Source organism: Blastomonas sp. RAC04, from assembly GCF_001713435.1.
Lineage (GTDB): Bacteria > Pseudomonadota > Alphaproteobacteria > Sphingomonadales > Sphingomonadaceae > Blastomonas > Blastomonas fulva.
Genome location: NZ_CP016460.1, coordinates 2,678,685 through 2,700,989 on the forward strand (window position 1 = coordinate 2,678,685; position 22,305 = coordinate 2,700,989).

The window sequence follows — 22,305 nt, forward strand, 5'->3', positions numbered from 1 at the left end:
GAATTGAACCTAGGAAATGCTCTCCAGGGACCGATCGGCAAGGAACAGGCAGATGGATATCAGTCGCAGGCATCTGACCCGGCTCGCACTTGGTGCAGGTGCGCTGTCACTGCTGACCGGCGTTGTGCCGGGCTGGCTGATCCACGCTGCCACGGCGGCGAGCCCCGCGCCCGACCCGCTGGCGCTGGTCGACGGCGAACTGCGCGAAGCTGCGCGCGCGATGCTGGCGCAGACCTTCCCGCCGATCAGCCGCGAGACGCTACCCGCGGTGCGCGCATCCTGGGTGCCGCCGCCGCTATTGAGCGCGCCTGCGCCCTCCGTGACGGTACGGCAGGTCCCCGGCCCGCCGGGCGCGCCTGCCGTGGCGGTCGAGCTGATCGGAGCGCGCCCTGACTCCACCCCGCGCCCGGCGATCCTGCACATCCATGGCGGCGGCATGATCTCGGGCCGCGCGCGCAACATGACTTCGTTCAGCCAGACACTGGCGGCGGAGTTCGACGCGGTGGTGGTCAATGTCGATTATCGGTTGGCACCCGAAACCCCGTTTCCCGGCCCGGTGCTCGACAATTTCGCCGCGTTCGAATGGATGGTCGCCAACGCTGGCGAACTGGGAATCGACCCGCGGCGCATCGCCATCATGGGCGAGAGCGCAGGCGGCGGGCTGGCCGCGATGGTGGCGCAGATGGCGCGAGATTCGCGCACCATTCAACCGTGCCTGCTGGTCATGCTCTATCCGATGCTCGACGACCGCACCGGCAGCGCCCGCATGGTCCCGCCGCATGTCGGAACGATCGGCTGGTCGGCCGAGGCCAACCGTTTTGGCTGGTCGAGCTTTCTGGGTGTTCCGGCAGGATCGGACGGCGTGCCGGCAGGCAGCGTGCCTGCGCGGCTCCCCGATCTTGCGGGCTTTCCCCCCAGCTTCATCGGGGTGGGCACGCTCGACCTGTTCATCGATGAGGACCTGGAATTCGGGCGCAGGCTGATCGCATCGGGCGTGCCGACGCAAATGCACATCAGCCCCGGCGCCTATCACGCCTTCGATTTCGTGGTGCCCGAAGCGCGCATCGCGCGCGAGTTCACCCAGGCCTGGAAGTCGAGCCTGCACACCGCCTTCGGCTCGCAGGCCTGATCGCCTACTGCCCCAGATTGCGATCGAAGAATTTGAGGATCACGTCATAGGCCTGGCGTGATTCGGGCATGTCGGGCTTGTAGAAAAAGCCGTGGAACAGCCCTTCCCAGACATGCAGATCGGCATCGACCCCCAGAGCCACCATCCGGCTGTGGGTGTTGACCGCCGAGGAAAGCTCGAACCCGCGGGTGCCGGTGATGATCAGCGTTGGAGGAAACTGGCGCAGCACTTCGTCGGAAGAGCCCGGCGCCACCAGCGGATCGGTGGGGTCGGAGCCCGCGAAATAAGGCAGAGCGGTCCAGGGGGCATCGCCGCTTGGCGGCCATTGCGGGGCGGGCCGCGCCTCGCCCACCGCGGCGGTCATGTAATCGGCATCGCCGCCAAAGCCGTTGGCCGAGGTGGTGAGCCCCGCGCACAGGATGCCGACCGCGCCGGGTCGCGGAAGACCGTGCTTCTGGAACCATGCGGTGGCCATTCCGGTGAGCATTCCGCCCGCCGAGCAGCCGTAGATGCCGATATTGGCAGCGGGATAGGTCTTGAGCAGCTCGCGATAGACCAGGGCGACATCCTCGCTCGCCGCAGGGAACTTGTGCTCGGGCCCCTGACGGTAATCCACCGAAACCACGCGGATTTCGCCCATTGTCGCAACGGGGATCGACTCCAGTTCGGCGCAGGCGGGAAAGCAGCCCATGAAGCCGCCACCGTGCAGGTTGATCAGCACCCGCCGCGCGTTCCTTTTCGCGACTCCGGCCTTGGGCGCATAGTCGAACACGCGCACTCCGGCGATACGGCGTTCGATCAAGGTGTAGGCAAACATCGCCTTGGCCTCGGCGAGATAGGGCTCCATGAACACCGGAACGCCATTGTTCTGCTGCACCTGCACCGGATCCTGCATCGCCTTGAGATGGTCGGTGAGATACTGCTTCGCCTCGGGGCTGAGCATCGAGGACACCGGCACCGCCATCGCCGGGACGTGCACCGTGCCATCATCGTCGATCTTCACGGGTGGAGATGGCGCGGTCTGCGCCTGTGCTGACGGCAGCGGCGCCGCTGCGAGCAGCAGGACTGCCAGCCCCCGCACCGCACGGCGCATCTGCGCGATTGCTTTGACCATCATTTCGCTTCTCCCGATCGCCTTCAGGCCGCTTGCAACGCTGCTCGGACCCTTGCCTGTTTATCTGTCGGCAGGGATGTGCGTAATCGATTGCAATCTTCGCCGCAAGATGTATGAAAACGATTACACAAAGGGTGCGCCTCACAAGAAGGGCGACTCAGCGAGGGGGTTTTGAAGGTGACAATCACGCGCAGATCGTTCGGCATCGCGGCCCTGGGCGCAGCGGTCATGCCTGCGCTGTTCAATGCCAAGGGTGCTGCGGCGCTCGCCGCGACACCTGCGATCCCTGCCGGCACTGCCCCTGCAAAGATCGATCCGCTGGGGCTGGTCGACCCCGAATTGCGCGAGGGCGCCGAGCTCATCATGTCGCGCCCGCTGCCCGATCCGCTCGATCACGAGGCCATATTGGCGATGCGCCAGGGCGTCCCGCCACCCGCCGCGCCACTGCCCGCACCTGCCCCCGCCATCGAGATGCGCCGCATCCTCGGCACCAGGGGCCAGCCCGAGGTCAGCATTGCGGTGATCGGTGCCAGGCGCGATGGCGACAACCGCCCTGCGGTGCTGCACATCCATGGCGGCGGCTTCATCCTGGGCCGGATGCAGGACACGTTCGTCGCATCGCAGCAGCTGGCCGAAGAGCTCGACTGCGTGGTGGTCGAGGTCGAATACCGGCTGTCGCCCGAAACCGTGTTTCCCGGCCCGCTCGAGGATTGCCACACCGCATTGGTCTGGCTGCACGCCAATGCCGCCGAACTGGGCGTGAATCCCAACTCGATCGCGGTGATGGGCGAAAGCGCAGGCGGCGGCATGGCCGCGATGCTGGCGATCGCCGCGCGCGACCGCGGCAGCGTCCCGCTGTGCTATCAGGTGCTGATCTATCCCATGCTAGACGACCGCACCGGCACCACCCGGCGCGTGCCGCCGTTCATCGGCACCATCGGCTGGAACGAGGCAGGCAACGCGGTCGGATGGAGCAGCTTGCTGGGGGTGCCCGCCGGAAGCGATCGCGTGCCGAGCGGCGCGGTGCCTGCGCGCACCAGCGATCTGTCCGGGCTGCCGCCGACCTTTATCGGCGTCGGAGCGATCGACCTGTTCGTCGATGAAAACATCGCTTATGCGCAAAGGCTGATCGCGCACGCCGTGCCGACCCAGCTGCTGGTGGTTCCGGGCGCCTATCATGGCTTTGATTTCATCGCCCCCAGATCCCGCGCATCACGCACCTTCATCGCCTCGTGGAAACTCGCGCTGGGCGCGGCTTTCCGCGACCGCGCCGCCGCATCGGGCTGAGGCGCCACGATAAAGAGCCAGTTTGACACTATTTGCACAATCGATTACGCAAAAACCAGAACCTAGGGAGGATCTCATGAAGGCCAGTTTCCGTTTCCGTGCCGTGCGCACCCGGCTTGCAGGCGCCGCAGCGGCTGCGGCGCTGTTTGCCGTCCCGGCGTATGCGCAGGACAGCGCATCGCAGGACGATGATGCCCCGGCGGGCGGCGAGATCGTCGTCACCGCCAGCAAGACCGGCGCGGTCACGCTCGACAAGGTGCCTTATGCCATCCAGGCGTTCGATGGCGGTACGCTCAAGGAGCGCAACATCCGCGATGGCTCGGATCTCATCCAACTGATCCCGGGCGCATCGCAGGCGCAGGAAATCGGCGCGGGCTATCGCATCTTCTCGTTCCGCGGCTCGGGCGCGGGCGGCCCGATCGGCGATGGCCTGATCGGCTATTATCTCGACGACACCCCCTTTGGCGTGCCCAACAACCAGGCCGCGCCGCCGGTGCAATATTTCGATATCGAACAGGTGGAAGTGCTGCGCGGCCCCCAGGGCACGCTGTATGGTCTGGGCTCGTCGGCCGGCACGATCATCTATCGCACCAAGAACCCGGATCTGGACCAGGTGACCTATGCCGGCGAGGTCGAACTGTCGGGCACGCGATCGGCAGGCGATCCCAATTATCGCGGTGCGGCGGCGTTTTCGGTGCCCATTGTTCCCGGCAAATTGGGCCTGCGGATCAGCGGCGGCTATGACCGCCGGTCGGGCACTGCCGATATCTTTGCCGGTGCCCCCACCGGTGTCCCGCGCGAGCGCAACGCCAACGACGCCACCGCCAAGGACATCCAGGCGGTGCTGCTGTGGCAGGCCGATGACAAGACCACGGTGCGCACCCGCGCCTGGTATTTCAGCACCGACCAGAAGTACCTCAACGTCATCAACTCGCTCGATCCGCCGTTCGCCTCTTTCCAGGGCGATGTCGTCGGCTTCGACCGTCGCCGCGCCTGGTATGCGTCGAACACCATCACCCGCGAGATCGGCGATTTCACGCTGACCAACGCGACCTCCTACCAGAAGTCGCTTCCCGGCGGTTTCCAGGTCGGTCTCAACCTCGGCGCGCCGCTGGGCATCGGGGTTCTCGAAAATGGCGGCGATGCGCGCAACTTCGCCAACGAACTGCGGCTGGCGACCTCGACCCCCGGTCCGTTCAAGGGCGTTGCCGGGATCTTCTACCAGAACGCCCGCAGCCTCTATACCTTCAACCTGACCTTCCCGGCCTTTGCGCTGAGCGGGCGGACGATCACCAAGACCGAAAACGCGGCGCTGTTCACCGAAGCCAGCTACGAGCTGTTCGACGGCCTGATCACGCCGCTGGTCGGCCTTCGCTACTTCAAGGACGAGCGCGAATCGGATTCGATCTCGAACGGCGTTGCGGTGGCCAGCCGGGCCAAGCCCGATGCGCTGACTTGGCGTGCCAACATCGCGATCAATCCGTCGCCCGACTGGATGATGTTCTTCAACGCCGGAACAGGCTTCCGCAGCGGTATCCTGCAATCGCAGGCACAGGCTGATGCGGTGATCGCCGATGGCGTGCCCAGCGACATCTCGCTGACGCCGGACAAGTTGCGCAACCTCGAAGTGGGCGTGAAGGGATCGCTGTTCGATGGCGCACTGCGCGTTGCGGTCAGCCTGTACGACATCAAGTACACCAACATCCAGAGCGCCTTCAACACCTCGATCGGCCTGTCGGCGTTCGCCAATCTGGGCGACGGCAAGGCGCAGGGGATCGATATCGAGGCGACCTGGCGCACGCCGCTGCCCGGCCTCACGATCAACGCCATCGGCAACATCAACGATTCCAAGTTCACCCGCGTGCGCCCCGCCTTTGCCGGTGCCGATCCGCGCATTGCCAACGGGCTGAGGCTGCTCAACACGCCCGAGCACAACTTCCGCCTGGATGCGAGCTACGAGCGCAAGATCGGCAATGTCGAACTCTTCGCCACCAGTTCGGCCACCTTTATCGGCCGATCGCGGCTGGGCGATGCGGTGGTCGACGAGATCGATCCGTACGAGCTGTATCAGGCCAGCCTGGGCGTGCGCTTCGACCGCTATGAAGTGCGGCTGTTCGGCGACAACCTGTCCGATCTGCGCGGACCGACATCTGCCAACGGCCCGACGCTGCTGGCCGGGCCCCGCCCGCGCACCTTCGGCATCACCTTCCGCGTCAATACCAACTGACCAGCTACGGGCGGCGTGCTTCCGGCAACGGACGGCATGCCGCCCGCCGCGTCGCTGGAGGCCCATGCCATGCCCAAGCCGGAGGAAGCCAGCCTCGCATCGCCCACCGATCCCGATCGTCGCGGGATCATGACGGGGGCTGCGCTGGCCACCGGCCTTGCGCTCTGTCCTGCATCCGCCAGCCTGGCCGATGCCAAGACACCTGCCCCCGACCCCGCCAATCCCGAAATCAGCACCGACCCTGCGCAGGTCACCGCCAGGACCGCGAGCGGGCGGCTGCGCGGCTATCGCAAGGGGCGGGTCACGATCTTCAAGGGCGTGCCCTATGCCGCGCCGACAGGCAGCGCCAACCGCTTTCGCCCGCCCCGGCCGGCAGCCCCCTGGCAGGGTGTGCGCTCGGCGCTGCATTATGGCCCGATCGCTCCGCAGGACAAGGGCGCCGGACGGTTCAACGACGAAGAGGCCTTCATCTTCCGCTGGAACGATGCGGTCGAGGACGAGGATTGCCTGCGTCTCAACATCTGGACGCCCGGGCTTTACGATGCGCGCCGCCCGGTGCTGGTCTGGCTGCACGGCGGCGGTTTTGCCGCGGGATCGGGGCATGACATCCCCGCCTTTGACGGCGAGAACCTCGCCCGCACCGGTGATGCCGTGGTGGTTACGCTCAACCACCGGCTCAACCTGCTGGGCTTTCTCGATCTGTCGTCCTGGGGCGAGGGCTTTGAAGATTCAGGCAATGTCGGCATGCTCGACATCGTCGCGGCGCTCGCCTGGGTACGCGACAACATCGCGCGCTTCGGCGGCGATCCCGACCGCGTCACCATCTTCGGCCAGTCGGGCGGCGGTGCCAAGGTCACCGCGCTGATGGCGATGCCCGCCGCGCGCGGGCTGTTCCACCGTGCGGCGATCCTCAGCGGATCGTTCGCGATGTTCAACACGCCGGATCGCAGCGCACAGCTTTCGGCTTTGCTGCTGGCACAGCTCGGGATCGCCAGGGGCGATATCGCGGCGCTGCAGGCGCTGCCCTATGCCACGCTGCGCGCAGCCGCCGAAAAGGTCATGGCGAAGATCAACCCCGGGTTCGACGGCTTCATCGACGTGCGCCGCATCGCGCAGATGCTGAACTTCGCGCCGGTGGTCGATGGCCGCAACATCCTGCCGACACCCGGCGCGCCCGGCGTGCCGCTGACCGATCCCAAGGTGCCGCTGATCATCGGCTCGACGCTCAACGAGTTCGTCACCGGGATCAACCAGCCGGAGGTCGAGGCGATGACCGAGCAGGGCTTGCACGCGCGCGCCGAACGCTTCGCGCCCAGACGCGGCGATGCGGTAGTGCGCGCCTTCCGCGCCGCGAACCCCGATGCCCCTGCGTTCGACCTGTGGAGCCGGATCGCGACGGCTCCCATCCGGCAGGCGGTGATCGATCAGGCCGCGCGCCGGATCGCCGCCGACGCTGCGCCCACCTATCTGTACTGGTTCACTTGGGCGACCCCGATCCTGGAGGGGCGGCCGCGGTCGTTCCACTGCCTCGACATCCCCTTCTGGTTCGACAATGCCGCCGCCTGCGCGTCGATGACTGGCGGCGGGAGCGCCGCGCGCGCGCTGGCCAAGCAGATGTCGCAGGCGCTGGTCGCCTTTGCCGCCACCGGCGTGCCCAGCGCCAGCGCGCTGCCCGTCTGGCAGCCGGTGACAGCCGGGCGGTTTCCATCGCTTCGGCTCGACACCAGTCCGCGCATGATCGCGGAAATCGACGCGGCCGAGCGGGCCAGCCTGAAGTAATGGTATATCGGCCATTGGCCCGATGCGCAGCGGCGTGTAGGAAGTGTGCGGGGTGTCAGCAGCCTCTGCCCGCACCGCACGGGCGGATACGAAGGATCCGATGGTCAGCGTCAAGAATCTGAAGGAATTTTCCGAACTCGCCGGGGTTTCCACGGCGACCGCCTCGCGCGCGCTGACCGGATCGGGCCGCGTCAGCGAGGAGACCCGCAAGCGCATTGCCGCGCTTGCCGAGAAATTGGGCTATCAGCCCAACATCGCCGCGCGCAACCTGCGCACGCAGCGCACCATGACCATCGGCGTGCTGGTTCCGCTGGGCCACGAGGCGCTGCAGCACCTGTCCGACCCGTTCTTCAACACCATGACCGGCTTTCTGGCCGATGCCTTTGCCGAAAACGGCTATGACATGCTGCTCTCGCGCGTGCTGCCGCGCAACGACCGCTGGATGGACCGCTTCATCGGCAGCGGGCGGGTCGATGGCATCGTCGTGGTGGGGCAATCGGACCAGTTCCATGTCATCGAGACGGTATCCCGGCGCTACCAGCCGATGGTGGTGTGGGGCGGGCATTCGCCCGATCAGCACCATTGCTCGATCGGCTCGGACAACCGTCTGGGCGGGCGCATGGCGACGATGCATCTGGTCGAGCGCGGCTGCACCCGAATTGCCTATGCCGGGCCGATCAAGGGATCCGAATTCGGCGAGCGTGCCGATGGCGCACGCGCCGCGCTTATCGACGCGGGACTGGCACCGCTCGAGGAAATCCCGACCCATTTCGAGCCCGACGCTGCTTATGCCGATGTCCGCGAAAAGCTCGCGGCGCTGCCGCACATGCCCGACGGGATCGTCGCGGGATCGGATGTCACCGCGATCAGCGTCATCCGCGCGCTGCGCGATCTGGGCCAGCGCGTGCCCGAAGACGTCAGGGTGATCGGCTATGACGGCCTGCCGATCGGAGAGCATATGGCGCCGCCGCTCAGCACCATCGACCAGCAGCTGCGCCATGGCGCGCAACTGCTCACCGAGACGCTGTTCCGGCGGATTGCGGGCGAGGACACCGTCTCGCAGCAGATCGAACCGCAGCTGATCATCCGCGGATCGACCTGACACCAAGCGCTGGCGTCAGCCGACCACCCGCGCCGTTGCGCCGTCGAGCGCGATGCGAAAGAACGGCGCGGGGTAGCCCGCAAAATGCGCGCGGCGCTGCGCGGCGTCGACGATCAGCCCCATGTCGCGGATGCCGGGGAAGTCTGCGAACCCGATCACCTGCAGGTCGTCCAGCACCCACCAGCTGTATTCCTGCGCCGGACATTCGGGCGGGGTGCCTGCAACCAGCCCGGTGCCGTTGAGCAGCGTGAACGGACCCAATGGCGAAGGCGCCACCGCGCCATACAGCCCGGTGGGCGCCACGATGCCCTCGGCAAACACCCTCGCCTGGGTCGACCAGAACAGATAGTAGTGCCCGCCACGCTGGCGCATGTGCGGGCGTTCGAGCTCGTTGTTGACGCCCGCGGCGCTGAGCACCGGGGGCAGCATCTGCCACGCGCCGCCGGCATCGTCCTGCCGCGCGACCCCGATATTGCCCGTCCAGCGCGAGGACGAACGCGCGCACGATCCGGTTAAGAACAGGTAGGCGCCGCCCGTGGCAGCATCGCGGAAATAGCCCGGATCGCGAAAGCCCAGAATTTCGCCGCCGCGGCCTTCGGTCTGGTTGGCGACCTGATAGTCGATCCCGTCGGCGACCACGGTTTCCTGCGGTGCCGACCAGTCGGACAGGATGATCCCGCCATCGGTGGCGGCAAAACTGCAGCTCGCCTCGAACAGGCGCTGCTCCAGGCTGGGCCCGGGCACGTTGCGACGCCCGGCGGCGGTGAAATGGACGGTGAGCCGCGTGGCTGTGTCGTCGAGCACCGCCGATCCCGACCATTCGCGGTCGCCGGGGGTGAAGCCTTCCGGAAACACCGGCTGGTGCAGCGTCCAGCGGCCATGGCGTTCGCTGGCAAGATAGATGCGCGCGACCATGTGGCGGGAATCGGGATCGGGCTCGACGGTGGCTGCCAGCACCATCCACAAAGCGGCGCCATCGAAGCGCGGCAGGCGGCCATCTTGATGCTCGACCGGCCACATGTCCCACAGATCGAAACCCGGAACTCGCGCGCTGCTGTCCAGCGCGAAGGCGGGAATGGTGTTGGCAGGGTCGCGCATCAGCGTTGCCAGATCGCCCGCGGTCCAGACGGTTGGCGCAACAGATGTTGCAAGCACAACCGCTTCGTCTGTTGTGCCCACACCGGTTACCATATTCCAAATTCCCTTTGCCAGCCGCAGCAGGGGCCTGCCCCCGCGTAAACGTTACACCATATTCCGAAGGGGATGCCGCCCGGGCACCGCAGTTCAGTCACCCGGAAGCCGCCACTGCCCCCGTCAAAAGGCATATTTGCAAGACCCTCGCCCCTTGTCCGTCGCCCTTGCAGGCAACGCTTGTCGGCGACCTTAGGCAAGAGCAATCGATTGCGCAATCTTCTCTTTTGTGATCAAGCGTGCCACGATGATAGCAAGGACGAACCACCCCGATGCCCCGGCATCGATCCGCGGGAGAACGCAATGCGCTGGCAGGTCAACCGCAGGCAGATGCTGCTGGCGAGTGGAGTGTTGCTGATGAACGTGCCCGCACTCGATGCACGCGAGGCGCTGCAGATCCCGCAGGGCACCGGCCCGCTGCCGCCCGAATGGACCACAGCGCCATCGATCGCGCTGTGGGATGGCCCACCGCCCGGTGCCCCCGCCAGCGCGCCGGTCCGATCGGCCACGCTCGATCCGGCGTTCATCACCGGCGTCGCGCGCCCCGAGATGCGTGTCTTCCGGCCAGAGAAGAGCAATGGCCGCGCAGTGCTGGCCATCCCCGGCGGCGCCTATAATTTCGTTTCGATCCGCAACGAGGGGACCGATGTCGCCCGGGTGCTGACCGCGCTGGGTTATACCGTCTTCGTGCTGGTCTACCGCCTGCCTGGCGAGGGCTGGGCCGAGCGATGGAACGTGCCGCTGCAGGATGCGCAAAGGGCGATGCGGATCATCCGCGCGCGCGCGCAGAGCTATGCGATCGATCCGGCCACGGTTGCGGTGCTGGGTTTTTCCGCCGGGGGGCACCTCGCCGCCTCGTTGATCACCGCGAGCGAGGAACAGGTCTATGCTCACCGCGACGCGGCGGACAGTCTGGACGCAAGACCGATGTGCGCGGGGTTGATCTATCCGGTGATCGCCGCGAGCGCGCCGCACACCCATGGCTTGTCGGCCGAGACGCTGCTGGGCCCGTCGCCCGGCGCTGACCGCATCGCGCTTCGCTCACCGGCGCTTCATGTCGATGCGGCCACACCGCCCACCTTCCTGGTCCACGCGCTCGACGATACGGCGGTGCCCTATCCCAACAGCGCGCTGTTCATGGACGCGATGCTCGCCGCCGGTCGTCCGGTCGAAACGCATTACTTCGAGGAAGGCGGGCATGGCTTCGGCATCGGGCCGGCCAATGCTCCCGCAGGGCAATGGCCGGCCTTGTTCGATGCGTTTCTCAGGCGCCACGCCGGATAGGCGCAGCCGCTAGAAGCCGACGCGCAGCGACACCCGGGCGTTGAGGGCAATCTTCTCATATTGCTCCTCGGCGCCGACTTCGCCCGCCAGCGAAAAGCCGCTCTGTCCGCCGACCAGCCTCAGCCCGCCGATCCACCCATCGTTGCGCGCATCGGGGAGCAAACTGAACGCCGCGCCGCCCTTGAAGCGCGCGGTGGTCGCGCCGAGCGAGCCGCCGATGATCTGGCGGCGCCCGCCTTCGATCTCGGCACGCAGCCACACCGCGTCCGCTGCCAGGCTGCCGAGGTCATAGCCCGCCACCAGCGTGCCGTTGACCGCGATCTCGTCGCTGCTGCGCTTGTCCACCGTCAGGTTGAACGCATCGCCGCCGCCGGTCTCGGCAAAGCCGTCCTCGTCGAGCCGGTAATAGTCGATCGAGGCCGAAGGCCGCAGCGCAAAGCGCCTGCCGATCTTCGCCTCATAGCCCAGCCCCGCCGAGGCGCTGTAGAGCTGGCCCGACCAGGTTCCGCGGGCATTGCGTTCGATCACATTGGTGCCTTGCGCAAAGGCGAAGCGGCGCGTGCCTTCAAAGTCGATCTGCGCGAATGAACCGCGGGCAAAGGCGCGCAGCGGGCCCCAGTCGCCGCGCCAGTGCGCCGCAAGCTCATACTGGTCAGACCGCACCTCGTTGCCGGTGTCCTGATCGTCGTTCTTGCCGTTGAGATAGGCGAGCGAGACGCCAAACCTGCCGACATCGCCTGCCTTGATCTCGGCCCCGCCGGTTGCACCCCAGCCGCTGGTGTCGAATGCGGCGGTGCCCCGGTTGGCCTTTTCGCTGCCCCAAACGGTCTGCTGCAGCCAGAAGCCCCAGCCGCCCTGATCGCTATAGGGCGCTGCGGTATCGGTGAGGAACCGCGCGGTCGCGCGCGAGCCCTGGGTCACGGTGGCGAAGGTTCCCCCGGCGTGATCGGGCAGCATCTGCTGCACCGCGGCGCCCGCCTGCTCGGCATTGGCGATCGACAGGAAGCTGTTTGCCACCTGCGCATCGCTGTCCAGCGCCTTGAACACCGCATCATAGGCGCGCGCCTGCGAGGCCGAAAGGCTGAGCTCGGTGGCGGTCTTGCGCTTGATGTCGACCGCAACGGTGCCCGCAGCATCATTGCCCGTCACGCTTGACTTGAACAGGAACGGCAGCGCGATGCTGGAGGCGACGAGATTGGCGCTGCCCGTCAGCCGGCCTGCGGACAGGATCTGGTAGGTCCCTTCAGACTGGCTGACATTGACCAACGTCACGCCCAGCCGCGAGCCTGTGCCAAAGCTGGCGTCACCTGCGACGTCGAGCCGGGTCGCGGTGCCCGCCTTGCCGTCGATGGTCACGCCGAGCATGCCCTGGTCGGTGACCGCGAGCGAGCCCAGCGTCACGGTTCCGGGGCTGGTGATGCCAAGCGATCCGCCCGCAACCGTCACCGCTGCCTGCCCGGCACCCGCCAGCATGCCGCGGAACTGCGCGGAGCCAGAGAGCGCGAGCGTGTCGGCGCCGCCGCCCAGGTCCAGCCTGCCGACCAGCGCCGACTTGCCTGCCAGCTGCACCGTATCGGCGCCGCTGCCGAAGGTCGCATCGCCGGTGAGCAGCGCTTCGCCGCTCGCCAGCAACCGGTTGCTGCCCGCACCGAGCTGCATCGCGCCGGTGATCGTGCCAGCCGACACCTCGAGCAGATCACTGCCCGATCCCAGCCGGATATCGCCGGTAATCGAAGGCTTGCCCGTGGGCGTCGCCGCGCTCTGGCGGATGGTGGCACCGCTGGTGTTGGCGGCCAGATCGATCGCGATCGCGCGGCCCGCTGCGGGCTTGGCGGCAACCGCGCTGATCGTGCCGCTGTTCTCGATCGTGCGCAGCGATCCCGACAGGTCGGCGATCGCGACGGCAGAACCCTCGCCCGCTGCGTTGGCGGTGATCCTGCCGCTGTTGGTGATCCCTGCGAGCGATCCGCCCGCATCGATCACCACCGCGCGCACCTGGTTGGCGGCAACCGAGCCGCCACCCGCCTCGATCGTGCCGGTGTTGCGCAATCCCGGCACGCTGGCGAGCGCGCCGATGCGGATCGCGGTGGCGTTGCCTCCGTTCGATGCAGCGGAGACCGCGCCGTTGTTGAGCACGCCGCCGGTGATCGTGGTGGCCTGGCCGAGGCCGCCGATCACCAGACCGTTGCCCGCGACATCCTTATAGACGCCGCTGCCCAGGATGCGGCCGTTGATCACCAGGCCGTTGCCCGCAGCCGCGCTGCCGCCCACCGCGCCGATGGCGACCGCGGCGGTCGCCGAGCCGATCTGCACGGCAGCGGCCGGGCCGAACGACGTGATCGTCGCGGTACCTTCCTTGTCGTCCTCGATCCCGTCCTTGTCCTCATCCTTGTCATCGGGCTTGGTGTTGGGCGGCGGTACATCGAGCAGGATGCCGCCTGCGACAGAACCTGCCACCTGCAGCGCCGGGCCGCCCTGCAGCAGATCGTCGGCATCGAGCTTGCTGACATCGGCAGGCGGGGTGGCGCTGCGATAGCCGGTGGAGGTGATGCTGCCCTGCACGGTGAGCGCGCCGCCGATCGGCCCGGTCAGCGCAACACCGATGGCGTTCGCGCCGACAGTCGCGATCGAGCCGGTGAGCGCGACATTGCCGCTGACCGCACCGGCGCGGATTCCGGCGGAATTGTCGCCGCGCACCGATACCGAGCCGCTGCTGGTCAGCGATCCGGTCAAAGGGCCCTCCAGGCTGATGCCCGCGCTCGAATTGCCCTCGATGGTGATGGTGCCAGCGTTGATCACCGATCCGGTGAGCGCGCCCAGGGTGCGGATGCCGAAGCGGTTCTGGCCTTGCGCAAACGGTCCGTCGAGATCGCCGTCATTGTCGGTGTCGGTCGGCGCAAAGGTCTCGTCGATGGTGATAGTGCCGGTGTTGCTGATGGTCGCGCTGGTCCCCGCGACCGCGACGATCCCGGCGGAATTGCTCGCATCGGTGGTCTGGATGGTGCCTTCGTTGGTGACATTGTGGTTGCTGTTGACCGTCACCGCAACGCCTCCCGATGCAGGCTTGATCGATCCAGCCGAGGTGATCTTGATGCTGTCGGCAGCGGCATTGTTGGCCGTGGCGGTGGCGATCGGCGTGGTACGCGCGGTGGTCACGCTGGTTTCGGCAAGCGCCGCAGCCTGGGGGAGCAGCAGCGATACGGGAGTCAAACAGGTACAAGCCAGCAAGAGGCGCATGATCGTCCTTTCAGGGTCTTTCAGGGAAGTGTGTGGGTTCACTCACCAAGACGCTGCGGACGAATCAGACCCGCATGGCACTCACCGAAAGGCTGCGCATATTCGGAGCAAAATTCTGAGAAATATGGATAATTTCTGTCAGAAGCTAAAGTCCGCGCCGATCCGGATGGTGCGCGGGCGCAGCGGCGTGGTCTGTTCGCCCCAGGGCAAGGTGAACGGAGATCCGAGCGCAAAGCGGTTGCCGCGGGCATCGAACAGGTTGGTCGCCTGGATCCAGAAGGTGCTGCGCTCGCGCGCCAGGCTGGCCGAAACGCCCGTGTCGAGCACATCGCCCTGCTGCACCCCCAGCACCGGCCCGATGCCCAGCCGCGACCGCCCGACATAGCGCAGCGATCCGCTGATGCTGAGATCGCCCGCAGCGCCCAGCGACGCGCGATAGCTGCCCGCCAGCCGCCCGGAAAAGCGCGCGACATTGGGCAGGTCATTGGTCTCTGCCACCACCGCGCCTGCTGGGATCGAGGCGAAATCGAAGTTCGCGCGGTTGGACGGCAGCACGAAGATCCCCGCCGCTGGCGTGACCAGACGGCTGTCGGCCCAGACCGCCGAGGCCTCGATCGAAACCGCGCTCACCGGGCGCCAGGCCAGCGTCGCATCCAGCGTGACGATGCGCCCGTTGCCGATGTTTTCTGTCGCCGGCAGCCCGTCCGCATCGATCAGATCGGCCTGGATGTTGCGCCAGCGGGTATAGGCCAGCGTCACGTCGCCGCTCAGCGTATCGGCGGAAAACGCAAGGCCCGCCTCCACCGCCGAGACGGTGTCGGGGCGGTAGCGGCGCACCATCTGGTCGCGCACGCCGATGCCCCCGGGGCGAAAGCCCTCCTGATAGCGCGCGTGCGCCGACAAACCGTCCGAAAAACGGTAGCGCAGCCCCGCCGAGGGAAGGAAGGCGGTCTGGGTGCGCCGCGCATTGCTGCGTGCCAGCGCGGCGACCGAGAGGAAGGGTGAATCCAGCGCTTCGCCCGACAGCCGCATATGGCTGAGCCGTCCGCCCAGATCGAGAAACAGCCGGTCGGTCGCGGGGATGGCGAGATCGGCATAGGCGGTCGCTTCGTCCACCCCGTTTTCGATCCCGGTGATCGCCGCTGCGCGCGCCACCTCGCCGCGCGCGCGGCGGATGCGGTAGCGGTTGCTGAGCAGGCTGGTGCCGACCAGCCAGCCGATCCCGCCCGCGGTCTCGCCCGACAGCCGAGTCTCGTTGGTGACCAGCCGCGTCTCGCCCCGCTGGCGGAACAGGCTGGGCGTCTGGCCGGGGACGCTGGCATCGAAGGTTTCGGTGAGGTCCAGCCCGGTCAGCGTCGTGGTCGAGAGCAGCTCGAAGCTGTCCCATTGCTTGCCCACCGCCAGCTGGCCCAGCCGGAAGCGACTGCGAAAGGGCTGCGCGAACGGGCTTGCCCGGTCGAGGCCATCGCCCAGCCGGTCGGCATATTGGCTGTCGCGCCCGTCGATATCCTGCGCAGCGGCCATCATGTCGATGGTCCATCCCGCACCCGGCTCGATCCGCGCCAGCACGCGCCCGCCCACGGTATCGACGCGGTTGATATCGTTGCGCCCGCGCAGGCGGTCGTCGATATAGCCGCCGTCGCGCGCGCCATAGACCACCGCGCGCAGGCCCACCGCCCCCTCGACGACGGGAATGTTGAGCATCGCGCTGCCATCGAACGAGGGATCGCCGTTCTGCGTGGCGGCGAGCGAGAGCGACTGCGCTGCCTGCCAGTCGCGCGAATCGGGGAGGTTGGGGAGCAGCCGGATCACCCCGCCCAGCGTGCCCGCGCCATAAAGCGTACCCTGCGGCCCCTGCCGTACCTCGACCGTGGCGAGATCGACCAGCCTCAGGTCCGGATCGGGCGCGTTGTAGTTGAGCCGCGCCGAACCCAGATACTGGCCGACCACCGCCTGGGTTGGGCCGTTGAAGCTTGAATCCGAAATCGCGCGCAGGAACAGCCGGTTGCGCCCCGGTCCAAGCTGGGTCGAGCCCAGAGTGGGCAGCCGTTCGACCAGCGCATCGGACCCTCGGCCCTGCTCGCCCAGCGCAAAGTCGCCCTCCAGCCGGATGTAGCCAAAGGTGTCGCGAGTCAGCGCCTCGGGCGGCGGGCGCTGCGCGGTGACGACGATTTCGTGGATCGGTTCGGGCAAGGACGAGGGCACGGCCATTGCGAGGCGGATCGGCGCGCCGCTGCGCCTCGCGGTGACCGGCGCGCGCACGATGCGCCAGTGATCGGCCGCCAGCCGCACCGCGCGGGCATCGCTGGCCTGCAGCAGCCGGTCGAGCGCCTCGCGCGTGGTCATGGTGCCGCGCAAACGGCGCACCCGGTGCGCGCCGATCTGCCGGTCGGTCAGGCCGATGCTGATTCCCGCCTGCCGCCCCAGGGCGATGATGGCGGTGTCCAGCCTGCCCGCCGCGATGTCGATCCACACCGGCGCTTCGGCCTGCGCGGGCGATGCCAGCGCCGCCAGCGGCAGCGCGAGCATCGTCAGGCTAAGGCAGCGCATCGTCGCTCACCAGCTCCCAGCCATCGGCCCGGCGCACCGCGCGGGTGCCCAGCACCGGCGCGATCGCTGCCACCGCGCCTGCGCCCCTGCCGCTGATCTGCACCACCCCGCTGAACGGGCGCGCGGCGATAGAGGGGTGAACCAGGATGCGCGTGCCCAGCCCCCGCTCCAATGCTGCGGCGACGGCGGCCAGGCTGGTGCCGGCAAAGCTCAGCCGCCCTGATCGCCAGCTGCCGACCTGGTCGGGCGCGATATCGGACAGCATGATCCCGCCGCCTGCGCCTGCCATGACCACGCGGCGTCCTGCGGGCAGGCGAACATTTTCCCGCTCGGGATTGACGATCACCACGCCCTCGGAAACCGCGACATCGAGATCGCTGCCGGTCCGCACGACATTGAAAGCGGTTCCGGCATCGACTAGCCGGACATCGCCCGCCTCGACGACAAACGGGTCGCGCGCGTCGTGCTGCACCTCGAACAGCGCTTCTCCGGTCTCCAGCCGGGCAAAGCGCGGGTTGCCGCGATCCAGCCCGAGCCGCGAACCGCCGTTGATCACGATCATGCTGCCATCGGGCAGATCGATGCTCCGCGTCTCGCCCATCGCGGTGGTGACGGTATAGGGCTCCGGGCGCATCTGCCAGGCCGGGATGGCGATCACCGCGAGCAGGCTGGCCGCCAGCGCACCGATCATCCAGCGGCGGCGCACGGTCTTTTGGCGCGGCCCGACTTCTTCGTCATTGGCCGCACGAGGCATGGCGGGCGCAGCCTGAGCGGCCAGATCTGCCACGCTCCCCGCCGCCGCCAGCGCCTGATCATAGGCAAGAGTGTGGCGCGGGTCGGCTTCCAGCCAGCGGGCAAAGCCGTCCCAATCGGAAAAATCCGGGTGCTGGGTCGCGATGGCCCAGTCGATCGCCTCGAGGCGGATATGGTCACCAGTGTCTGTCATCATGTCTGTCCTGGCCATAAGACGTCACGGCTGCGCTCAATCCACATCGAGTGTCTCCCGCCAGGCCATCAGCGCGCGATAGGCCTTTTGCAGATCCTTCTCCACCGCGCTCAGGCTGACCCCGAGATCCTGACCGATCTGGCGCTGGCTGACCCCCTCGATGCGGAACAGGCGGAAGACCTGCAGCACGCGGGCACCCTCTGCTGCCAGCACGGCTTCTGCCTGATCAAGCATGGCGCGCGCGATCAGCTGGCGATCGGGAAGCGGCGCGTCCGATGCCTCGCCGGTGCCGCCCTGCACCTCAAGCCAGTCGGCATCGCGCTGGCGGCTGCGCTGTGCCGAACGATAGCGGTCGTGCATCACGTTGTTGGCGGCGCGGAACAGATAGCTGCGCGGATCGGCGACCGGCCCGGTATCCAGATTGGCCAGCCGCAGCCACAGCTCCTGCAGCACATCTTCTGCCGCTTCGCCCGCGCCGCGGGCGCGCAGGAAGCGCAGCAACGGCTCGCGTTCGGCGATCAGCACGGCTTCGAGGCCTTGGCGGGACATAGGATACGGCAATCACATCTGCAGCGGAAGGAATGCGGGCACAGCCCATGCACCCAGACGCCGCCGCGCGCAAGAACCCGCACCCCATCTGTCCCCGTGTGCATTTTTTTCGCACATCCATGCGGGTGTGGCGGCGGCGCGGCGTCTTAGCGGCAGAACCGGCCAAGCCCCGGTCGGTTCTATCCGGTCATGGTGCCCCCCATCGACCGGCTGCACCTTGAGGGCCGGGTCGCGACCACTTCCAGCCCTCAAGGTGCCCTTTTGTTGAACGCCGGGCGAGCAGGAGACAGGTCCCATGCCCTATCTGCGCACGCAGCTTGGCGCACTTGCAGTGATGCTGGCGCTGGCAGGCAAGGCGGATGCCACGGGACCCGCCGACAAGGACATGTGGTTCGTGCCGCCAGTCGAATACGCTTCTGACAGCGACGGCGAAACCGGCACCCAGTGCATCGCGCTCCACCGCGTGCGCTCCACCCGCATCCTGGCAGGCGAAGGGATCGTCTATCAGATGAGCGGGCGCAAACTGCTGATCAACCGCGTGCGCCGGGGTGCGAGCCTGCTTAACCGCAACCAGATCCTGATCACCCGCACCTCCGGCGCGCTGCTGTGCGCAGGAGACATCGTCCAGCTCGCCGAAAGCTCGCCCGGAATCTCGGCGGGCTTCGTAGCACTTGGGCGATTCGAGCGATATCACCCTCCGGCGCGTCCCTGACCGCCTATCTGCCGAGCGCCCCCCATCGGCGCGGTCCGTCGCAATAGCACTTTGCAGACGCCAACATTACAGTTATGTGACCGTTTTATTACGCGCCATCCGTCCGCGGCGGCGTGATGCATAAGATATCCGGACCGGGGGAAGAGGGACATTGCCGAACCTTTGCCTGCGCAGCCCAGCGGCGGCGCGGCACTGCACCGGTGTTGCCAGCAGAAGGCCCGGCGCACCGAACCTGACCTTCACCCACCCGGACCGCCCAGGGGAACCACCATCCGCCAGATTGCCGCCCTGCCCTATCGCACCGACCGCGACAACGTCACCGCACCGGTCAGCATCCTGCTGATCACCTCGCGCGAGACCCGGCGCTGGGTGCTGCCCAAAGGCAACATGATCGACGGGCTGCAGCCGCACGCCGCCGCCGCGCACGAGGCCGAGGAAGAGGCAGGCGTCAAGGGCGCGGCCTGCCCGACCGCGCTTGGCAGCTATCGCTATCGCAAGAAGCGCAAGAACGGCGCGTCGCTGAACGTGGATGTCGATGTGTTTCCCTTTTCGGTGACCGATCTGCTCGACGAATGGGAAGAGCAGGACCAGCGCCAGCGGCAGTGGTTCTCGCTCGAGGAAGCCGCGCAGCTGGTCGACGAGCCCGAGCTTGCCGAACTCATCCGGCGCTTCCGCGCCAGCGAATCCGACCGGCGCATCGCCAAAAGCGGATTTGTTCTCGGCACACAGAAAGCCTCTCCGAAAATGGCCGTATTCCAGTGGGTTCAGGCGCTGCTTCCCAAGCAGGGCAATTTCTTCGAGCTGTTCGAGGCGCATGCGCTGACGCTGCTGTCGGGCTCCAACGCGCTCGCACGGCTGCTGGGCGGCGGGCCGGGCATGGCCGATCACATCCAGGAGCTCACCGAGCGCGAGCACGAGGCGGACCTCATCACCCGAGAGGTGCTGCAGACCGTTCGCCGCACCTTCCTCACCCCGTTCGACCGCAGCGCGATCACCAGCCTGATCGGATCGATGGACGATGCCATCGACGAGATGCAGAAGACCGCAGGCGCGATCGATCTGTACGAGCTCACCGAGTTCAAGCAGGAAATGAAGGACATGGCCGCGATCATCGTCGATTGCGCGCGGATCACCGTCGAGGCGCTGCCGCTGCTGCGCCAGGTCAACCGTAATGCCGGGCGGCTGCACGAGCTGACCGAACGGCTGGTGATCATGGAAGGCCATGCCGACGAGATCCACGCGCGCGGCCTGAAGGCGCTCTACAAGCAGCATGGCGAGGCGAACCCGCTGCGCTTTATCGTCGAACGCGAGCTGTTCACGCATCTCGAGCGCGTGGTCGACCGGTTCGAGGATGTCGCCAACGAGATCGACGGTCTCGTGATCGACCACGCCTGAGCGCCCCGCAACCTCCATGGAAACCACCATCATTGCCATGCCGCTGCTGATCGCGCTGATCGCGCTCGCGCTGGCGTTCGACTTTCTCAACGGGCTGCACGATGCCGCCAATTCGATCGCGACGGTGGTGTCGACCCGGCTGCTCAAGCCGGTGCACGCGGTGGTGTTCGCCGCGTTCTTCAACTTCGCGGCCTATTGGGTGTTCGGGCTCAAGGTGGCAGAGACCGTCGGCAAGGGCATCATCCAGGTCGACATCGTCAATCCGCAGGTGATCTTCGGCGCGCTGGTCGGGGCGATGTTCTGGAACGTCGTCACCTGGTGGAAGGGCATCCCCTCCTCCTCGAGCCATGCGCTGGTCGGCGGGCTGATCGGCGCGGGCGTGATGCGCGCCGGGCTGGATGGCATCGTGTGGTCGGGCGTACTCAAGACCGCATCGGCGATCATCCTGTCGCCAACCATGGGCATGATCCTGTCGATCCTGCTGGTGGTGCTAACATCCTGGGCGTTCATGCGCGCGACCGCAAAGAGCGCCGAGGGCATCTTCAAGCAGTTGCACCTGCTCTCTTCCGCCGCCTATTCGCTGGGCCATGGTGCCAATGATGCGCAAAAGACGATGGGGATCATCACCGTGCTGCTCTATTCGCAGGGCATGCTCGACGGCGAGTTCGCGGTCCCCGGCTGGGTGGTGCTGAGCTGCTACATCGCGATCGCGCTGGGCACGCTGTCGGGGGGCTGGAAGATCATCGAGACAATGGGCACGCGGATCACCAAGCTGTCGCATCAGCAGGGCTTCTGCGCCTCGTCGGGCGGATCGGTGATGCTGTTTGCCGCCACCGCGTTCGGCATTCCGGTCTCGACCACGCACACCATCACCGGCTGCGTCGTCGGCGTGGGCGCGGCGCGCCGCGCCTCGGCGGTGCGCTGGGGCGTGGCGGGCCGGGTGGTCGTCGCCTGGCTGATCACCATCCCCGCCTCGGCCGCAGTTGGCGCGGTGTTCTACTGGCTGACGACGATCTGGTAAGCCACGCTAGCGCTCCGGCCGGTCAGGGCTTGAGCGTCAAGCTCAGCCCCGACACGACCAGTTCGGCGCGATCGGCGATGGCGGCGACCTTCTGGTTCAGCCGCCCCGCCATGTCGCGAAACTGCCGCGCGAGCGCATTGTCGGGCACTATGCCCATGCCGACCTCGTTGCTGACCAGTATGACCGGCGAATGGGCCTGCGCCAGCGTGTCGATCAGCCGCTTGGACGCGGCGGCGAAATCATGCTCGCCCAGCAGCAGGTTGCTGGTCCACAGCGTCAGGCAATCGACCAGCAGTACGCGGTCTTCGCCGGTTTCGCGCGCGATGGCTTCGGGAAGGTCTACCGGGCACTCGACCGTGCGCCAGCGCGCGTCCCGGTCCGCCTGGTGCCGCGCGATCCGATCGCGCATTTCCTCGTCAAAGGCCTGCGCGGTCGCCAGATAGACCAGCTCTCCGGCATGGCTTTCGGCCAGACACTGCGCGCGCGCGCTCTTGCCCGAACGCGCGCCGCCGGTGATGAAGGTCAGCACCGCATCGATCCATTTTCCTTGCAAAACGTAAAGTCGCGCCATAATGCGGCGACGCGACAGGTTCCCAGAGATGGGATTAATAGGGAACGCGGAAGCAGGTATCCACCCCTGTAATCCGCGGCTGTCCCCGCAACTGTGACCGGAGAGCGGTCGCCCTATCATGCCACTGGATGCAACCGCATCCGGGAAGGCGGGGCGGACGTGTTGACCCGGGAGCCAGGAGACCTGCCTGACGCAGTCGGTCCTTTGCGCG

Annotated in this window: 16 protein-coding genes and 1 riboswitch; of the genes, 9 read left to right on the forward strand and 7 right to left on the reverse strand. The window is 67.2% G+C overall.

The window, feature by feature from the left end; all coding sequences use genetic code 11:
• Positions 1–52: 52 nt before the first annotated feature.
• On the forward strand, positions 53–1,129 hold the full coding sequence (locus tag BSY18_RS13510) for an alpha/beta hydrolase (protein WP_069050873.1): 1,077 nt from the start codon (positions 53–55) through the stop codon (positions 1,127–1,129).
• Positions 1,130–1,133: 4 nt separating this feature from the next.
• Here the strand turns inward: BSY18_RS13510 and BSY18_RS13515 are convergent, their stop codons facing one another.
• Positions 1,134–2,246, reverse strand: coding sequence for an alpha/beta hydrolase fold domain-containing protein (locus BSY18_RS13515; RefSeq protein WP_236823368.1), 1,113 nt, complete (start codon positions 2,244–2,246; stop codon positions 1,134–1,136).
• A 174-nt stretch (positions 2,247–2,420) separates the two neighbouring features.
• Between BSY18_RS13515 and BSY18_RS13525 the strand changes: the two genes are divergently transcribed.
• The 4 genes from BSY18_RS13525 (at position 2,421) to BSY18_RS13540 (ending at position 8,638) form a co-directional block, all read left to right on the forward strand.
• The gene (locus BSY18_RS13525; RefSeq protein ID WP_069050876.1) at positions 2,421–3,530 is read left to right on the forward strand and encodes an alpha/beta hydrolase; all 1,110 of its coding nucleotides are present in this window, start codon (positions 2,421–2,423) and stop codon (positions 3,528–3,530) included.
• Between the two features lie 76 nt (positions 3,531–3,606).
• Positions 3,607–5,757, forward strand: a complete 2,151-nt coding sequence (locus tag BSY18_RS13530) for a TonB-dependent receptor (protein ID WP_069050877.1) — start codon at positions 3,607–3,609, stop codon at positions 5,755–5,757.
• A 69-nt stretch (positions 5,758–5,826) separates the two neighbouring features.
• The gene (locus BSY18_RS13535; RefSeq protein WP_216094704.1) at positions 5,827–7,536 is read left to right on the forward strand and encodes a carboxylesterase/lipase family protein; all 1,710 of its coding nucleotides are present in this window, start codon (positions 5,827–5,829) and stop codon (positions 7,534–7,536) included.
• A gap of 100 nt (positions 7,537–7,636) precedes the next feature.
• Positions 7,637–8,638, forward strand: coding sequence for a LacI family DNA-binding transcriptional regulator (locus BSY18_RS13540; RefSeq protein WP_054135614.1), 1,002 nt, complete (start codon positions 7,637–7,639; stop codon positions 8,636–8,638).
• Positions 8,639–8,653: 15 nt separating this feature from the next.
• On the opposite strand, the gene BSY18_RS13545 is transcribed toward BSY18_RS13540, so the two are convergent.
• Positions 8,654–9,829: a glycoside hydrolase family 68 protein gene (locus tag BSY18_RS13545; RefSeq protein WP_069050879.1), complete on the reverse strand. Its 1,176-nt coding sequence runs from the start codon at positions 9,827–9,829 to the stop codon at positions 8,654–8,656.
• A 303-nt stretch (positions 9,830–10,132) separates the two neighbouring features.
• On the opposite strand from BSY18_RS13545, the gene BSY18_RS13550 reads away from it, so the two are divergent.
• The gene (locus tag BSY18_RS13550; RefSeq protein ID WP_069050880.1) at positions 10,133–11,113 is read left to right on the forward strand and encodes an alpha/beta hydrolase; all 981 of its coding nucleotides are present in this window, start codon (positions 10,133–10,135) and stop codon (positions 11,111–11,113) included.
• 9 nt (positions 11,114–11,122) lie between these two features.
• Here the strand turns inward: BSY18_RS13550 and BSY18_RS13555 are convergent, their stop codons facing one another.
• The 4 genes from BSY18_RS13555 to BSY18_RS13570 form a co-directional block, all read right to left on the reverse strand.
• Positions 11,123–14,323 (reverse strand): autotransporter outer membrane beta-barrel domain-containing protein, encoded by a 3,201-nt coding sequence (locus BSY18_RS13555; RefSeq protein ID WP_335617669.1) that lies wholly within the window; start codon positions 14,321–14,323, stop codon positions 11,123–11,125.
• 165 nt (positions 14,324–14,488) lie between these two features.
• Positions 14,489–16,900 carry a TonB-dependent receptor domain-containing protein gene (locus tag BSY18_RS13560; RefSeq protein WP_069050882.1) on the reverse strand — a complete coding sequence of 804 codons (2,412 nt, stop codon included), beginning with the start codon at positions 16,898–16,900 and terminating at the stop codon, positions 14,489–14,491.
• On the reverse strand, positions 16,887–17,849 hold the full coding sequence (locus BSY18_RS13565) for a FecR family protein (RefSeq protein WP_171900239.1): 963 nt from the start codon (positions 17,847–17,849) through the stop codon (positions 16,887–16,889). Before BSY18_RS13565 ends, BSY18_RS13560 begins: the two co-directional genes overlap by 14 nt.
• A 33-nt stretch (positions 17,850–17,882) precedes the next feature.
• The gene (locus BSY18_RS13570; protein WP_054135619.1) at positions 17,883–18,395 is read right to left on the reverse strand and encodes an RNA polymerase sigma factor; all 513 of its coding nucleotides are present in this window, start codon (positions 18,393–18,395) and stop codon (positions 17,883–17,885) included.
• 295 nt (positions 18,396–18,690) lie between these two features.
• Between BSY18_RS13570 and BSY18_RS13575 the strand changes: the two genes are divergently transcribed.
• From BSY18_RS13575 to BSY18_RS13585, 3 genes are all read left to right on the forward strand, one after another.
• Positions 18,691–19,107 carry a hypothetical protein gene (locus BSY18_RS13575; protein WP_054135620.1) on the forward strand — a complete coding sequence of 139 codons (417 nt, stop codon included), beginning with the start codon at positions 18,691–18,693 and terminating at the stop codon, positions 19,105–19,107.
• A gap of 270 nt (positions 19,108–19,377) precedes the next feature.
• Positions 19,378–20,502 (forward strand): DUF47 family protein, encoded by a 1,125-nt coding sequence (locus tag BSY18_RS13580; protein WP_054135808.1) that lies wholly within the window; start codon positions 19,378–19,380, stop codon positions 20,500–20,502.
• 16 nt (positions 20,503–20,518) lie between these two features.
• The gene (locus BSY18_RS13585) at positions 20,519–21,523 is read left to right on the forward strand and encodes an inorganic phosphate transporter (RefSeq protein WP_054135621.1); all 1,005 of its coding nucleotides are present in this window, start codon (positions 20,519–20,521) and stop codon (positions 21,521–21,523) included.
• 22 nt (positions 21,524–21,545) lie between these two features.
• On the opposite strand, the gene cobU is transcribed toward BSY18_RS13585, so the two are convergent.
• Positions 21,546–22,094 (reverse strand): bifunctional adenosylcobinamide kinase/adenosylcobinamide-phosphate guanylyltransferase, encoded by a 549-nt coding sequence (gene cobU, locus BSY18_RS13590; protein ID WP_069050883.1) that lies wholly within the window; start codon positions 22,092–22,094, stop codon positions 21,546–21,548.
• Positions 22,094–22,300, forward strand: a riboswitch (cobalamin riboswitch). Its footprint overlaps the gene before it by 1 nt.
• Positions 22,301–22,305 lie beyond the last annotated feature (5 nt).